The sequence below is a fragment of the Arthrobacter sp. Y3221048 genome, assembly GCF_059092685.1.
On record NZ_JBNHHX010000003.1, the window covers coordinates 323,879 to 339,068 of the forward strand.

The 15,190-nt window shown below is 68.1% G+C and carries 13 protein-coding genes; 5 read left to right on the forward strand and 8 right to left on the reverse strand.

The features are described 5' to 3' along the window. The gene (locus AC5RVS_RS10310; protein WP_494108060.1) at nucleotides 1–1,725 is read right to left on the reverse strand and encodes an ATP-binding protein; all 1,725 of its coding nucleotides are present in this window, start codon (nucleotides 1,723–1,725) and stop codon (nucleotides 1–3) included. Between the two features lie 255 nt (nucleotides 1,726–1,980). Between AC5RVS_RS10310 and AC5RVS_RS10315 the strand changes: the two genes are divergently transcribed. Together AC5RVS_RS10315 and AC5RVS_RS10320 are read left to right on the forward strand one after the other, a co-directional pair. Then, complete coding sequence (locus AC5RVS_RS10315) at nucleotides 1,981–2,949, forward strand: ATP-binding cassette domain-containing protein (protein WP_494108061.1); 969 nt, start codon at nucleotides 1,981–1,983, stop codon at nucleotides 2,947–2,949. Further along, nucleotides 2,949–3,776: an ABC transporter permease gene (locus AC5RVS_RS10320; RefSeq protein WP_494108062.1), complete on the forward strand. Its 828-nt coding sequence runs from the start codon at nucleotides 2,949–2,951 to the stop codon at nucleotides 3,774–3,776. Before AC5RVS_RS10315 ends, AC5RVS_RS10320 begins: the two co-directional genes overlap by 1 nt. A gap of 43 nt (nucleotides 3,777–3,819) precedes the next feature. Here AC5RVS_RS10320 and zapE read toward each other — a convergent pair whose 3' ends face one another. Both zapE and AC5RVS_RS10330 read right to left on the reverse strand, forming a co-directional pair. After that, nucleotides 3,820–4,968, reverse strand: a complete 1,149-nt coding sequence (zapE, locus tag AC5RVS_RS10325; protein WP_494108063.1) for a cell division protein ZapE — start codon at nucleotides 4,966–4,968, stop codon at nucleotides 3,820–3,822. Nucleotides 4,969–5,131: 163 nt separating this feature from the next. Continuing rightward, nucleotides 5,132–5,707, reverse strand: coding sequence for an NADPH-dependent FMN reductase (locus AC5RVS_RS10330; protein ID WP_493987963.1), 576 nt, complete (start codon nucleotides 5,705–5,707; stop codon nucleotides 5,132–5,134). A 124-nt stretch (nucleotides 5,708–5,831) separates the two neighbouring features. Here AC5RVS_RS10330 and AC5RVS_RS10335 point away from each other — a divergent pair, with 124 nt between their 5' ends. Beyond that, nucleotides 5,832–6,323 carry a MarR family winged helix-turn-helix transcriptional regulator gene (locus AC5RVS_RS10335; RefSeq protein WP_493987962.1) on the forward strand — a complete coding sequence of 164 codons (492 nt, stop codon included), beginning with the start codon at nucleotides 5,832–5,834 and terminating at the stop codon, nucleotides 6,321–6,323. A 9-nt stretch (nucleotides 6,324–6,332) separates the two neighbouring features. Here the strand turns inward: AC5RVS_RS10335 and AC5RVS_RS10340 are convergent, their stop codons facing one another. The 5 genes from AC5RVS_RS10340 to AC5RVS_RS10360 form a co-directional block, all read right to left on the reverse strand. Then, on the reverse strand, nucleotides 6,333–8,168 hold the full coding sequence (locus AC5RVS_RS10340; protein ID WP_494108064.1) for an ABC-F family ATP-binding cassette domain-containing protein: 1,836 nt from the start codon (nucleotides 8,166–8,168) through the stop codon (nucleotides 6,333–6,335). Between the two features lie 72 nt (nucleotides 8,169–8,240). Beyond that, entirely contained in the window at nucleotides 8,241–9,176 is a 936-nt protein-coding gene (locus tag AC5RVS_RS10345) for a 4-(cytidine 5'-diphospho)-2-C-methyl-D-erythritol kinase (protein WP_493987960.1), read from the reverse strand. Nucleotides 9,177–9,194: 18 nt separating this feature from the next. Further along, a complete protein-coding gene (gene rsmA, locus AC5RVS_RS10350) occupies nucleotides 9,195–10,115 on the reverse strand; it encodes a 16S rRNA (adenine(1518)-N(6)/adenine(1519)-N(6))-dimethyltransferase RsmA (RefSeq protein ID WP_494108065.1) in 921 nt (306 codons plus the stop codon). A gap of 113 nt (nucleotides 10,116–10,228) precedes the next feature. Then, nucleotides 10,229–11,341, reverse strand: coding sequence for a resuscitation-promoting factor (locus AC5RVS_RS10355; RefSeq protein WP_494108066.1), 1,113 nt, complete (start codon nucleotides 11,339–11,341; stop codon nucleotides 10,229–10,231). A gap of 328 nt (nucleotides 11,342–11,669) precedes the next feature. Next, nucleotides 11,670–12,623 carry a TatD family hydrolase gene (locus AC5RVS_RS10360; protein ID WP_494108067.1) on the reverse strand — a complete coding sequence of 318 codons (954 nt, stop codon included), beginning with the start codon at nucleotides 12,621–12,623 and terminating at the stop codon, nucleotides 11,670–11,672. Nucleotides 12,624–12,773: 150 nt separating this feature from the next. Between AC5RVS_RS10360 and AC5RVS_RS10365 the strand changes: the two genes are divergently transcribed. Both AC5RVS_RS10365 and AC5RVS_RS10370 read left to right on the forward strand, forming a co-directional pair. After that, the gene (locus AC5RVS_RS10365; protein ID WP_494108068.1) at nucleotides 12,774–13,811 is read left to right on the forward strand and encodes an AAA family ATPase; all 1,038 of its coding nucleotides are present in this window, start codon (nucleotides 12,774–12,776) and stop codon (nucleotides 13,809–13,811) included. 5 nt (nucleotides 13,812–13,816) lie between these two features. After that, complete coding sequence (locus AC5RVS_RS10370) at nucleotides 13,817–15,190, forward strand: DUF58 domain-containing protein (protein ID WP_494108069.1); 1,374 nt, start codon at nucleotides 13,817–13,819, stop codon at nucleotides 15,188–15,190.

The following is a 15,190-nucleotide window of genomic DNA, read 5'->3' on the forward strand; positions in this document are numbered from 1 at the left end:
TTAAGAGACGGAGACTTTGTCCGAGGACTCGGCGGGCTCCTTCGTCGGGTTGGATTGCAGCGGCAGAGTGATGGTGAACGTAGTGCCCACGCCGACGCTGGACTCCACGGAAATATGGCCGCGGTGCTGGTCGACCATCCCCTTGACGATGGCAAGGCCCAGGCCGGTGCCTTGGATGGCATGGGCATTGGATGCCCGGTAGAAACGGGAGAAGAGCTGCGGCAGGTCTTCTCCCGGGATACCGATCCCGCTGTCGGCGACCTTGACGACGGCGCAGGGGACGCCGTCGTCGTCATTTCCGCCGAGGCCGACGCTGACCCGCACTTCCCCGTCCTGCGGCGTGAACTTGACGGCATTGGACAGGATGTTGGTGAAGACTTGCTCCAACATCTTGGTATCGCCGTCAGCGGCGAGCCGGGTGTCCAGCCCCTCGCCGACCAGCTTCACGTTCTTGGCCTGCGCAGCCGGTTCCAGCGCGGTGGAAACCGTGCTCAGGAGGCGCGGCAGGTCCACCGGTTCCGTCTTCAGGCCACTGCCCTGGAAATCCATTCTGGACAGGGTGAGCATGTCTTCGATCAACTCGCGGAGCCGCGCGGCGTTACGGCCCACGATTTTCAGCATCCTGGCCACCGACTCCGGGACCTCACCGGCGTCTCCGTCGAGCACCAGCTCCAGGTATCCGGCGATGGACGTCAGCGGAGTACGTAGCTCGTGGTTGACCGTTGCCACGAAGTTCGACTTGGCCTGGTCCAGCTCGCGGAGCTTTTCCACGACTTGCTGTTGCGCCGTGATCAGGTGCCCCTGGATCAGACCGTGCGCCAGGTTGCCGGCTACGTGCTGAAGCAGCGAAATCTCGGCCGGTGACCACGGTCGCGGCCGTCCCGTGCGGGTCAGGCAAAGCAAGCCGAAAGCCTTGGGGCCCTGCCCCAGGGGCGCCAGCAGGGATGCCTTGCCCTGCGCGGTGGCGAGCCATTCGGCAACATGCGAATGTGCGGCGAGGTCGATACCGCCGTCGTCGGCCGACGTGAGCACGCTGTGCCTGGCCCAGAGCGCCGAGGACAGCTCCAGCACCTGCTCCTCGGTGCGGTGGGGCATGGCCATGGCCTCGCGGGTGGAATCACTGGTCCACTGAGCGGCGGTATGCGGCACGCGTTCGTCCGCCAGGGTACGCACCCAGACGTGGTCGGCTTCGAAGGCCTCGCCGATGCCGCGCAGGGCAAGGTTGATCATTTCGTTCGGGTCATTCGTGCTGCGAATGCCATCGGACACGTTCCGGATCTGCTCCCGCAGGACGGCCACCCCGTTGCGTTCCCGGCGCCGGTGTTCCGATCTCGCGAGGGTCACGCGGACACGGTTCACCACACTCGATGCCGTCAGCGGCTTGATCAGGTAGTCGGAGACACCCAGCTCATACCCGCGCTCCACCAAGTGCAGTTCGTCCTGCGTGGCCATGAGCATCACACGCCACTGCGCGCCCGGCTGGCTGTCCGACAGCCGTCGCACGGCTTCCATCCCTGCCAGAGACATATCGGCGGCGTCCACCAAGAGGATGTCGGGCGGATTGCGCTGCATCTCGGCCAGGACCTCGGCGGCGGAAGTCAAGGCAGCGACCGACATTCCGGCATCGTTCAGGACGCTGTGGAGGAACTCGCGGGTCGCAGGGTCCACCGCGCCGACCAGTACGGTTGGGCTAACTGCCCCGGGCTCACCTGCAACGGTCCGCACTGCATTCCTCCTGCATAGAACGCGGCCCGGCGTCGTCCCGGCCCCCCGACGTTATGAATGAAGAGTAGCAGTGCTCTCACCGGTACGACGGGAGGTTCCGGCCCTGTCTGCCTGCACGAAACCCCTCCCCGACCACGGGGCCGAAATGCCGCTGTCGCGCTTCCAGGACCGTTGCTGTCCGCGATGACTTCGTGTCCGTAGACTCCGGGCCCCCGCGGGCGTAGCGTTTTGCCATCGCCGAGACTGGGAGCCCCAGTGATCCACACGGACAAACTCACCAAGCAGTTCAAGAACAAAAAGGAAACGGTGGAGGCGGTCAGGGGCGTCGACATCGATGTTTCGCCCGGCGAGCTGGTGGCCTTCCTGGGCCCCAATGGCGCCGGCAAGTCCACCACGCTGCGGATGTTGACCACTTTGCTCTGGCCCACCTCGGGCAGCGCCACCGTCGCCGGCGTGGACGTGATGGCCGATCCCGCAGGAGTACGTTCACGCATCGGCTACATCGGCCAGGGCAACGGCGGCGGCCACAGCTTTCGGGTCATCGACGAGCTGGTCATGCAGGGCCGTTTCTACGGGATGAACGCCGCCGATGCCCAGTCGCGTGCCCGCGAACTGTTGAGAACGCTCGACCTGCAGGACTTGGAAAAGCGGACGGTCATCAAGCTCTCCGGCGGCCAGCGCCGCCGCATGGATGTGGCCCTGGGGCTCATGCATTCGCCCCAGCTGCTGTTCCTTGATGAACCTTCGACGGGCATGGATCCGCAGAACCGGGCGAACCTGTGGGAGCACATCATGCGGATGCGGGCCGAGCACGGAACCACCATCGTGTTGACCACCCATTATCTGGACGAGGCCGACTCCATGTCCGAGCGGGTGATCGTGATTGACCACGGCCGGATCATTGCCGACGATACGGCGGCACGGCTGAAGTCCAATCTCGCCGGGGACCTGCTGGCCGTGGAGGTTTCCTTGGACTCGGTCCAGGCCGCCCGTGCCGTCCTCGGCCGCGCTGCCGCGGATGGGGACTTGGAAGAAAGCAGGAACGACGGCGCTGCCCGCTTCCGCGTCCGCCTCACGGATGGCGCCCGGCTGGCTCCCGGACTGCTCAAGGCGCTCGACGACGCCGGCGCTCCGGTAATGTCGCTCCAGCTCAACCCGCCGACCCTGGACGACGTGTTCCTGGAACTGACCGGGCGCAGCCTGCGGGAAGGATCCGAGGTCTGATGCATCAGCAGCGGACAGACGCGGGACAGCTCCGTCGGAGCGCCCCGGTCACCACACCCAGCCTGGGCAAAATCGTCCAGGACACCAAGTTTGTCTTTTGGCGCGAGCTGCTCCTGGTGCTCCGGGATCCGTTCTCCCTGATCTTCTCGCTGTTGCAGCCGCTGATTTTCCTGGCCCTGTTCGGCCCCCTGCTCGACGCGGCCGTCGGGGCCGAAGCATTTGGCGGGGAGAGCTCGCTGCAGTGGTTCCTGCCGGGCGTCGTCGTCATGATCTCCCTGTTCGGCACCACCATGACCGGCTCCAACCTGCAGTACGAACTGATGACCGGCTCCTATGAGCGGGTTTTGGCGACACCGCTGTCCCGCTCCTCGCTCATGATCGGCCGGGCGCTGAAAGAGTGGGCGCCCCTGGTGGCACAGGGTTTGCTCATCGCCGTGGTCTGCATCCCGTTCGGGTTTGTTTTCCATCCGCTGCAGGTCCTGCTGGGTCTGCTGATTCTGGGGATCTTCGGGATCGGCATCGGCGCGCTCTCCTACACGTTGGCCTTGGTCACCCAGGGGACGGAATGGGTGTTCTGGGGCGTGCAGCAGACCCTGCTGTTCCCGCTGATGATCCTCTCCGGCATCATGCTGCCTGTGGAGGCCGGACCCGGCTGGATGCAGGTGCTCAGCCGCTTCAATCCGCTCACCTATCTGGTCGATGCCGAGCGGGAACTGTTCGCCGGCGCCATTGGCTCGGACACGCTGTGGGGCCTGGTGGCGGCGGTGCTCACCGCGGCCGTTGGGCTGGTCGTCGGCGTGCGGACCACGAAACGGCAGACGCTGTGAGGCGTAGCGCTGTCCCGCCGGGCGCGACCGGCGGGAACGGCAGTCAGCGCCCGGCGCCCACGCGGCCGAGGGTGCCCAACCGGCTGGCAATGCGGGAGATGTCGACGGCGGAGGGGCTGGCTGACGGGTCCAGGTCAAGCGGCTCCGCGCTGATGACCGTCAGCGGCACGTCGGCGTCATAAAGGATGTCCACGATATTGCTGAAGCGCTGCCAACCGTTCATGCTGATCCCTTCCCGGGCCGGCACACCGGAAATAATCCAGTGCGCGGCATGCGCCAGCAGGCCCAAATAGTCGGAGGCGGCGGTGGGGCCTTCGCACAGGTCGCGGAAATCGAACCACAACTCGGCCGGCGTGCTCCGGAGGACCGGCAGCGGCCAGCTCGCCGGCTGCAGGTCGCGCGCCTCTGCCGGGGAAGGCCATTCAAGGCCTGCCTCGGCGACCCTCGGGTCCTCGGGGCCATCCGGGGCAATGACCATCGCACCGTCGCCGAACCGCGCGGGGCGGGCACCGCCGTCGTCGTCCCGGCCTCGGGTCCGCCCGGCAGGCTGCGTGCGGTAGTCGACCGGCCCGGCGATGGGGGCAACGTGCATGGTGCGGCGGATCAGGGCGATGGTGGGCTCAAACAGCTCATGGAAGGCCTCGCCTGGCATCAACTGGTCGGGCGGATAGTTCGAGGTGGTGACCAGCACTATGCCGCGGCGGTGGATTTCGCGCAGCAGCCGGGCCAGCAACTGGCCGTCCCCCGGATCGTGGACGTGGAATTCGTCCAACACCAGCAGGGCGCAGTCGCGCAGCAAGCCGTCGATGGCCACCTCGATGGCGCTGGTGCCCGGCGGCCTCGCCGCCGGGTCCTGCGCATCGCGGCGGCGGGCGTGCAGCTCTCGGAACAGGTCGTGGAAGTGCCAGCGCTGCTTGTCCGGCACGTCCACGGCCTCGAAGAATGTACGGGCCAACCAGCTCTTGCCCCGCCCGACCGGACCCCACAGGTACAGCCCGCGGTGCTCGCCCGGCCGCGCGGGCTCTCCTGCGCGGAGCCGCGCGGCGGCATCGGCCAGCAGGCGGGCGGCCTTGTGCTGGTCGCTATCGAGGCGGAAGCCTGTTGCCGAGGCGGCCTGCTCGAGGTGGCCGAGCATCGGCCGGCCGCTGCAGGTCTTGCCCTGCCGGCCGGCCGCAACGTTTCCTGCGTCCACGACGCGTCCTTCCTGTCCCGATACCCCCGAAACCTACCCTCCGGCGACCCTGTCCCGGCCGTCCCGCCTTAACCGCGGCGGGCGCCCCGGCTTCCCTAAGGGGAAGCACGGAGCGCCCTGCCGTGCGGATCGTTAAGCGGCGCAGTGCCGCGGGGACCGCAGGTTAGTTGGCGGCGACAGCGGCGGCGCGGACAGACTCCATGGCCTTGGTCCACGGGATGAGCTGGTCGATCATCGGCGCCAGGGTGCCGGCGTTCTGCTCGGTCGGCTTGAAGTCGGCGAAGTTCTCGAAATCGGTGAACAGCGAGAACATGACCTGGTTGCGCACGTGGGCGATCTGCAGTTCGGACAGGATGTTGCGCAGGTGCTCGGCGGCACGGGCGCCACCCATGGAACCGTAGGAAACGATGCCGGCGGCCTTGTTGTTGAACTCGACGTTCAGGTAGGACAGGGCGTTGGTCAGGGCCGGCGTGACGGTGTGGTTGTACTCGCCGGTGACGAAGATGAAGCCGTCGAACTCGCTGATCTTGGCCGACCACGCCTTGGTGTGGTCGTTCTGGTAGTTCTGGTAGGCAGCCGGGTAAGCTTCGTCCAGCAGGGGCAGGTTGAAGTCGGCGATGTCGACGACCTCGAACTCGGCGTCGGTGCGGCCGGCTGCCTGGGCGAGAACCCAATCGGCAACCTGCTTGTTGACACGACCCGGACGGGTGCTGCCGGTAACGATAGCGATCTTGGTCATAAATAACCCCTTCGAGGTCTGGTCCCGACGCGCCAACAATGTTGACACGTCATGGTTTTGTTGACACGTCAATTATGCAGGGCCGAAACTTGAATTGTCAACCAAAGACGAGGAAGGGACAGTCGTGAACTCCGACACCCGCTGGCTGAACGACCACGAGCAAGAGATCTGGCGTGCCTTCCGCGAATTGCTGTGGGGCTTCGAGTCCGCCATGGACCGCCAGTTGCTGCGCGACTCCGACCTGTCCGGCGTGGAGTATTCGGTCCTGGCCTCCCTGTCGGAGGCGGCCGAGGGCGTCATGCGGGCACGGGATATCGCGCAGCAGCTGGACTGGGAGCGCAGCCGGCTGTCCCACCTGCTCAAGCGGATGGAAGCGCGCGGACTGGTGGAGCGGGTGGCTTGTGCCACGGATGCACGGGGTTTCAACATCTCGATGACCGATGCCGGTTGGGATGCCATCAGGCAGGCCGCACCCGGGCACGTCCGCTTCGTGCGGGAGAACGTGTTCGATCCGCTCTCGGCTGCCGAACGCGAGGCGCTGCTCTCGGCGACCACCAAGATCCAGCAGTCCATCCGCGACGCGGGCCTTTGGGGGAACACCGGCAAGTCGTCCTGAGCCGAGGGCTCACTCCAGGATTTCGGAGACCTCCAGCCACTCCATCTCCAGGCCCTCCTTCTCCTCGGCGATTTCCTGGAGCTTGCGGTTCATCTCCGCCAGCCCGGCGAAGTCGACGTCGGCCTTGGCGCCTGCCGCGTGCATCTGCTCCTTGAGTTTGTCCTCCTGCTGGCCCAGTTTGCCCAGTTGGCGCTCGATCCGGTTGAGGTCCTTCTTGGCCTGGCGCTTGTCGGCTTCGCTGTGTACGGAACCGGAGGACGTTCCGCCGCCGGCGCCTCCGGTGCCCGGTGACGGCGAGGACCTGCCGGCCAGCGCCGCTTCGCGCAGCTCAAGGTACTGGTCCACTCCCCCGGGCAGCCCGCGGAGCTTGCCGTCGCCCAGCAGCGCCACCTGGTGATCGGTCACCCGTTCCAGCAGGTAGCGGTCGTGCGAGACGACCACGAGCGTGCCCGGCCAGCCGTCGAGCACGTCTTCCACGGCCGCCAGCGTGTCCGTATCCAGGTCGTTGGTTGGCTCGTCCAGCATCAGTACGTTTGGCTCGCCGACCAGCAGGCGCAGCAGTTGCAGCCGCCGCCGTTCCCCGCCGGACAGGTCCCGCACCGGCGTCCACTGCTTCTCCTTGGAAAAGCCGAGCTGTTCCACCAGCTGGCTTGCGGAGACTTCGCGTCCGCCGATGTTGAAGACCTGGCGTTCGCGCTGGATCACCTCCACCACGCGCAGATCCGAGACGTCATCGAGTTCGCGGACTTCCTGGGTGAGCATGGCCGTCTGCACCGTCTTGCCGCGCTTGACCTTGCCGGCGGTGGGGTGGATCTCGCCGTTCAGCAGCCGCAGCAGGGTGGTCTTGCCCGCCCCGTTGACGCCCACCAGGCCGAGCCGTTCTCCCGGTGCCAGCCGCAGCGTGATGTTGTCGAAGAGCGCGGCGGGTCCGTCGTCGCCGTCCGTGGGCCGGGGCGGCGGCGTGTACGAAACCTGCTCGAGGTCCAGCACGTCCTTGCCGAGCCGGGCGGTGGCCATCTTGTTCAGGGCCACCGCGTCCCGGGGCTCGGGCACATCGGCGATCAGCTCGTTGGCGGCTTCGATCCGGAACTTCGGCTTCGCGGTCCTGGCGGGAGCACCGCGGCGCAGCCAGGCGAGCTCCTTTTTCACCAGCTGCTGCCGCTTGCCTTCGACGACGGCGGCCGTCCGGTCGCGTTCCGCACGGGCCAGCACGTACGCGGCGTACCCGCCGTCGAACGGGTCCACGGTACCGTCGTGGACCTCCCAGGTCCGGGTACACACTTCATCCAGGAACCAGCGGTCGTGGGTGACCACCAGGAAAGCTCCCTCGGTGGGGCGCCACCGCGTCTGCAGGTGCCGGGCGAGCCAGGCGACCCCCTCGACGTCGAGGTGGTTGGTCGGCTCGTCGAGCATGATCACGTCGTGGGGCTCGATCAGCAGCTTGGCGAGGGCGACCCGGCGGCGCTGCCCGCCGGACAAGGACGATACCGACGCGTGCCAGTCGACGTCGCCGACGAGGCCGTTCATGATTTCGCGGATCCGCGGGTTGGAGGCCCACTCGTGCTCGGCGGCTTCGCCGACGATCGCCACGCCGACCGGCAGGTCTCCGTCCAGCACGTCCTGCTGGTCCAGGTAGCCCACGTTGACATCGCCGCGCTTGGTGACCCGACCGTCGTCGGGCGTGGAACGATGCGCCAACAGCCGCATCAGGGTGGACTTGCCGTCGCCATTGCGCCCGACCATGCCGATCCGGTCCCCTTCGTTGAGGCCGAGGGACACCGAGTCCAGGATGGTGCGGGTGGCAAAGGAGACGCTGACGTTTTCTGCGCCGAGCAGGTGGACCAAGGATGCTGCTTTCTGTTGCGTTGGTGGATGCGGAGGCGGGCCGCCGCCGGCGTCCAGGGGCAGGGCGGGCGGTCAGGCCATGATGCGGGCGCCGTGCACCGGCCCGCGGACCGGCAGGGCAACCACACCGGCGACATCCGAGAGCCGCTGCCCCAGCTCTGCCGCCTCGCGCCGTCCGGCGGTCAGGAAGGCTACCGTCGGGCCGGAACCGGAGACCAGGCCCGCAAGCGCGCCTTCGGCCTTGCCCAGTTCAAGGATATCGGCCAGTTCGGGGGCCAGCTCGATGGCGGCCTCCTGCAGGTCGTTGTGCAGGCACCCCGCCAGCTGATGGACGTCGCCGGACTGCATCGCCTGCAGGATCGCAGGGTCCACCTGCTCGGGCTCGTCCGGGACGTGGCCGCGGCGGGCGCGCAGGTCATCGGCCACGGCGTAGACCTTGGGCGTCGACAAGCCGAACGAGGCAGGTACCAGGACCCAGTGCATTTCGCTGCGCGCCAGCGCCGGCGTCAGCCGGTCCCCGACCCCCAGCCCGACGGCCACTCCGCCGTGCAGCGCGAACGGCACGTCCGCGCCGAGCCCGGCGGCCAGGCCGATCAGCTCATCCCGCGAGTAGCCGGTGTTCCAGAGTGCGCTGCAGGCCACCAGGGCCGCGGCCGCGTCGGCGGAGCCGCCGCCCATGCCGCCGGCGATTGGCACCCGCTTGGTGATCTCCAGGTGCACGCCCTGCGGGTGTCCGGAGGTTTCGCGGATCAGGTCGGCGGCCTGCACCGCCAGGTTGGAAGCATCCAGCGGGATGCCGGCCAGATCAAACTCCAATCCGGGCCCGTTGCGCACGCTGACGGTGATGGCATCATCCTCACGTGCGGTGGCGGTGACCTCCTCGTACAGCGAGAGCGCCAGATAAACGCTGGCCACCGAGTGGTAGCCGTCCGCACGGGGGCCGCCGACCCGGAAGGAGACGTTGATCTTTCCGGGTGCCATGACGCGGACGGGACGTGTTCTGGTCATATCGGTGCCGCCACCTTCCTAGCCGACAAGCGGATGGTTGAACTCGGCGATGCGGGCGAAGGCGGCAATGTCCAGCACCTCTCCGCGGGCGCTTGGGTCCACGTTGGCCAGCCGCAGTGCTTCCTCGGCCCGGGCGGCGCTGCCGGCCCAGCCGGCCAGAGCGGCGCGCAGGGTCTTGCGGCGTTGCGCGAACGCCGCATCGATGACGGCAAACACTTCACGGCGGGGGGCGCGGGTCACCGGCGGTTGCCCGCGGGTGAACTCCACCAGCCCGGAAGCGATCTTGGGAGCGGGCCAGAACACGTTCATGCCGATCACGCCTGCCTTGCGCATGGTGCCGTACCACGCGGCCTTGACGCTGGGCACACCGTAGATCTTGGAGCCGGGCTTGGCCGCGAGCCGGTCGGCCACCTCGTCCTGCACCATGACCAGACCGTGCCGCAGCGACGGGAAGTGCTCCAGCAGGTGCAGCACCACCGGCACGGCCACGTTGTAGGGCAGGTTGGCGACCAGCGCATCCGGGGCCTTGGGCAGTTCGGTGACCCGCAGCGCGTCCGCCAGCACCACGTCCAGGCGCCCGGCGGCGTCGGGACGCCATTCGGCCGTTGTGCGTTCCAACCGGGCGGCGAGTTTGGGATCGATTTCGACGGCGACCACATGCCCGGCCGCATCCAGCAGCCCGAGCGTGAGCGACCCCAGGCCGGGACCGACCTCCAGGACCGTCTCGCCGGGGACAACATTGGCGGCAGCCACGATCCGGCGGATGGTGTTGCCATCGATCACGAAGTTTTGCCCGAGGGTCTTGGTGGGACGCACGTCCAGTTCGGCCGCGAGCCGCCGGACGTCGGCGGCTCCGAGCAAGGGCCGGGTGGGGGCGGGCGCGGCGTCCCCGGCGTCGTGCCGGGAGTCGGTGCCGGATGCGGAGTGGGGTTCTGTCACTGTGCCATCGTATCGGGCCGGGGCCCGCTGCCGCCGCGGCCCCGCCCGGCTAACGCACCTCGGGCCCGGGCGGCAAGGCCCGGGCCCGAGGCCGGTGGATAGCCGGCGGATGCCTAGAGCAGTCCCAGCTTGGCGGCACAGGCGGGCCAGTGGCCCCAGCCGCCGTTGCTGCGCAGCACCTCGGCGGTGGCGATCTGCTCCGAGGGCGTGGCCATGTAGGCGTAGGGCGCGTACTTGCCGCCGCCGGCGCCGAGCCAGGAGCTTGCGCTGAACTGCAGTCCCCCGGAGTAGCCGTTGCCGGTGTTGATGGACCAGTTGCCGCCGGACTCGCACTCGGCGAGCGCCTGCCAGGTGCCGCCGACGTTGGCGTTGTTGACCTTGGCCGGGCGTTTCTTGGTGCCGACCGTGACCTTCTGGCTGACCGGTTCGCGGGTGACCTTCTCGCTGACCAGCTTCCGGTCGGTCTCCTTGCCGTCGGTCAGGACGACTTCGTAGACCTTGACGCGTTCGCCGGCCTCCCCCGCGCGGGTGACCTTCTCTTCGCCCTCGTACATGGCGGAGTTCGTCGTGGTGGCCGTCCCGAACGGGACGGACTCGGCCTCCTCCACACGCTCCCGGTCGATCCGGGTCACTTTGACCTTGGTGCCTTCGGCAACCGGCTCGGCGGCGGCAACGGAGAGCTTGTCTTCCTTGCCCAGCTTGATCTTCTGTTCCTTCAGGAGGTCGCCGATGGTGGTCGCGGTGGTGACTTCCTTGCGGGTCTCGCCGTCGACCGCAAGGGTGACATTTTTCGGCGTCGAGATGGTCACCGCGCGCACCGAGGCCAGTTCGGCGGTCAGCGGGGCGGACAGGGCCGACTTTTCGTTGACTTCCAGTTCGTCCAGCAGTTCCTTGACGGTGGCGGCCGTGGTGTGCACGGTGGAGGCCTCGCCGTCCACGTTCACGTCCACGGGTTTGGCGGTAACCACTTCGATGCTGGCACCGTCGGTGATTTCTTCGCCCACGGCCGGGGTGACGTCGTCGAGCTCGCCGACGTGCACCTCGGATTCGGCCAGCACGTCTGCAACGGTGGAACCGAACGTGGAGACGGTGCTGGCCTGCCCGTCCACGGTCAGCGTGACCGACTTGTTATTGCCCACAAAGGCCACCAGTCCAAGGACCAGGGCGGTCATGACGACGACCTGGCCGGCGATCTTCACCCAGCGGTTCTTCAGCGCGTTTGTCACGGTTCCCGAATCTGTTGCAGTTTCCGGGCACGGGGACATAAAGACACGCGCGTGGGACGTGCCGGTCTCAACGGCACGGTGCGAGTGCAGGCAGCACCCGCAGCGGATGTTTGGGCGTACGAACGGAACGTCCAACGGCTACCGCCACGGGTGTCACAATGTCCGGTTGCCTTCCCCGACCCCGGCCATTAGCTACCTACCGTAATCGAAACGTGACATGGCGACAAGCGGGGCCCCTCGGCCGCAGCACCGGCCGATGGGATTGCCTCCCTCGTTCGGGCGCGCCGACGTGCCCGTCTTCCGGTCCGGCCGGGAAAAATGCCGCGGGTTATTCCTGCTGCCAGGAGCCGTAGACACGCCGCGTGTTGTCCGCCACCTCTGTGCATAACTGCGCCAGGTCCTTCCCGAGGACCTCGGCCATCGAGCGCATGGTGTAGGGCACCAGGTAGCTGGCGTTCGGCCGTCCCCGGTAGGGATGCGGGGTCAGGAACGGAGCGTCGGTCTCGGCCAGCACCAGGGCCGGTTCCGCGGTCGCCAGGGCCTCACGCAGGCCGTCGGCATTCCTGAAGGTGACGGTTCCGGCGAAGGACATGTGCCAGCCGTTGTCGTTGCAGGTCCTGGCCAGCGCCGCGTCACCGGAAAAGCAGTGGAAGACAACCTTGTCGGGAGCGCCCTCCTCGAGCAGCACGCGCACCACGTCGTCATGCGCGTCCCGGTCATGGATCTGCAGGGCCAGGCCCAGCCGCTTGGCCATGTCGATGTGGCGGCGGAACGATTCCTGCTGGGCGCCCCGGCCTCCGCTTCCGGTCCGGTAGTAGTCCAGTCCGGTCTCCCCGATGGCCCGGATCCTCGGGTGCGACGCTATCGACTCGATCTCCGCCAAGGCCTCCTCCAGCGTCCCCGCATCGGCCAGCGGGGGTGCGTCATTGGGGTGGATGGCCACCGCGCCCAGCAGCCTCGGCTCGGCCTCGACAGCCTGCAGCGTGAAGCGGGCGGATTCCAGGTCGCAGCCCACCTGGACGGCGCCGGCAACGCCGACCGCCTCGGCAGCGTCCATCGCCTGCCGGACCGTGACCGCCACCAGCCCGTCGCGGAAGTCCAGGTGTGTGTGGTTGTCCATCACCGGCACGGGCAGCGCTTCGGGGGCCGGCGGATAGCTGAGATCACGACGCCGGCCGTCCCCCTCGGTGGGGCTCCGCACCGCCGTCGTCCGGGCTGCGGTGCTGTCAACTGTGTAGGCGGCAGGAGTCTCGCCGGCGACGGCGGCTGGAGGATTGGACATGATTCCAGCCTACTGAAGCGCCGGGTGCGGTACCGGCGTGAAGGGAAGCGGGCGCGCCAAAGCAGCGTCCGAGTGTCTACCGCATCACACAGCCAACAAGTAGGGTTGGAACAACCGGCCCTCGGGGAAGGCACACCGGAAGGTACTTTCATGGATACGCAGCAGCACATGGCAGAGGCCGGGACCGTCCACTCCGATCGAGCGGGCCTGGGGGCCGGCGAGGGCCTCGCACTGACGGAGTTCCACGACGCCTGCGGCCGGATCAGGGCAGCGATCGAGACCGTCATCGACGGCAAGTCGGAGGCGGCACGACTGGCGCTGACCGTGCTGCTGGCCCAAGGCCACCTGCTGTTGGAGGATGTGCCCGGCGTCGGCAAGACCATGCTGGCGAAGACGCTGGCCAAGACCATCGATTGCAGCGTGCACCGGATCCAGTTCACGCCGGACCTGCTGCCCTCCGACGTCACCGGTGTTTCCATCTACAACCAGGACATGCACCGGTTCGAATTCCGCCCCGGGCCGGTGTTCGCGAACATCGTCATCGGTGACGAGATCAACCGCGCCTCGGCCAAGACGCAGTCGGCGCTGCTCGAATGCATGGAGGAACACCAGGTCACGGTGGACGGCAACACCTACCCGCTGGACACGCCCTTCATGGTGATCGCCACCCAGAATCCGATCGAAATGGAGGGCACCTACCCGCTGCCGGAGGCCCAGCGCGACCGTTTCATGGCCCGGATCTCGATGGGATATCCGGATCCCCGCGCCGAAATGGAAATGCTGGAGACCCACCAGTCCGTCTCGCCGCTGGAGTCGGTGCGGCCGGTGGTCACGGTGGGCGAGGTGCGCAGCATGGTGGCCATGGTCCGCGATGTCTACGTCTCGCCCGCGGTGAAGGAATACACGGTCAACATCGGCCGGGCCACCCGGGAACATCCGCACCTGCGGCTGGGAGCGAGCCCGCGGGCCATGCTCCAGCTGCTGCGTGCGGCCAAGGCGACGGCGGCCCTGAGCGGCCGCGACTTCGTCCTCCCCGACGATGTAGCCGCCGTTGCCGAGGCCGTGCTGGCCCATCGGTTGATCCTTGACCGCAAGGCCATGACGGCCGGCGAAGACGCCTCCAGCGTGGTGGCCTCAGTGTTGGCCAAGGTTCCCGTGGGCGGCGAATCCCGCCGCGCTTCCTCCTGACGGCCATGGACGCGTTCGGCTGGCTGCCCACCCGGTATGTCACGCTGCGCGGGTGGGGCCTGCTGGCGGCCGGCGTGCTGGCACTGCTGCTGGCGCAGATCCTGGGCCGCCGGGACCTGCTCACCCTGGGGGTGTTCCTGATCGGCCTGCCGCTGCTGGCCGCCGCGGCGATGGTGCTCCTCAAGCCGGAATTCACCGTGGAGCGGAAGTTCCGGCCCGCCGCCGTCGAAACCGGCCTCGTGGTCCAGGTCCGGTTGTCGGTGCGCCGCAGCGGCGGCCTGGCGGGACTGGTGTACATGGAGGAGCAGCTGCCGCTGCGCTTCGGCAAGGCCCCGTCCTTCCGGTTCCCGGCGCGGCACCCGTCCCGTTCCGGGGCCAGCGTGTACGAATACAAGCTCCGTTCCAGCAAGCGCGGGCTGTTCGCGATCGGGCCGGTGACGGCGGATTTCTCCGACCCCTTTGGGCTGGCCAACCACCGGCACCAGCTGGGGGAAACCAGCCCGCTGGTGGTGACCCCGTCCCCGGTGGAACTGCCCGCCACCTCGCTGACCGGCGCACGGGGTTCGGACGGCACGGCAAGCACCCGGCGGCAAGCCAACCCCAGCGACGACGACGTGATGACCCGCGAATACCGGTACGGCGATCCGATGCGCCGGGTGCACTGGGCGGCGACGGCCCGCCAGGGCGAGCTCATGGTCCGCCAGGAAGAATCGGTGACCACGCCGCAGGCGACCATCGTGCTGGACCGCCGGGCCTCGGCCTACGGCACCGGCCTGCTGCCAGCCTTCGGCGATGGCCCGGGCCAGCACGGGGACCTGCTGCACACCTCGCCCTCCTTCGAGTGGGCCGTCACTGCCGTGGCCTCCGCTGCCAATGACTTCCTGCAGCGCAACTACACCGTCCGGTTCCTCGACGTCCATGCCCGGGCAGCAGTACGGGAGTCCCCCTCGGCCCCGTCGCCGGGCCAGGAGGATTTCGACGGGCCGGCGGGCTACCAGGACCTCGCCGAGGGGCTGGCCGCGCTGGGGCTGGCCGAAGACCACAAGAAGTCCGACCGGCACCCGGGAGAGCCCGCTTTCGGGGACCGGCTGATGGACAAACTTGCGGCACACAAGTACAAGGGGCCGCTGGTCGCGGTCCTGGGCCAGATCAGCGCGGGGGAAGCGCGCCTGCTGGCCCCTGCCGCCGTATTCGGCTCCCATGCCTTCGCCCTGATCGTTACCGACCGACCGCAACAGGCCCGGCCCGTCATGGACGTGCTGCGCGCCGGCGGCTGGCGGACCGTGGCGGTCAGCCCCAAGGCCTCGCTGCCGGCCGCCTGGGCGCACTTCGACCTGGTCGACCGGATCGAACCGGTGGGAACAGGAGCGGCCCCGTGA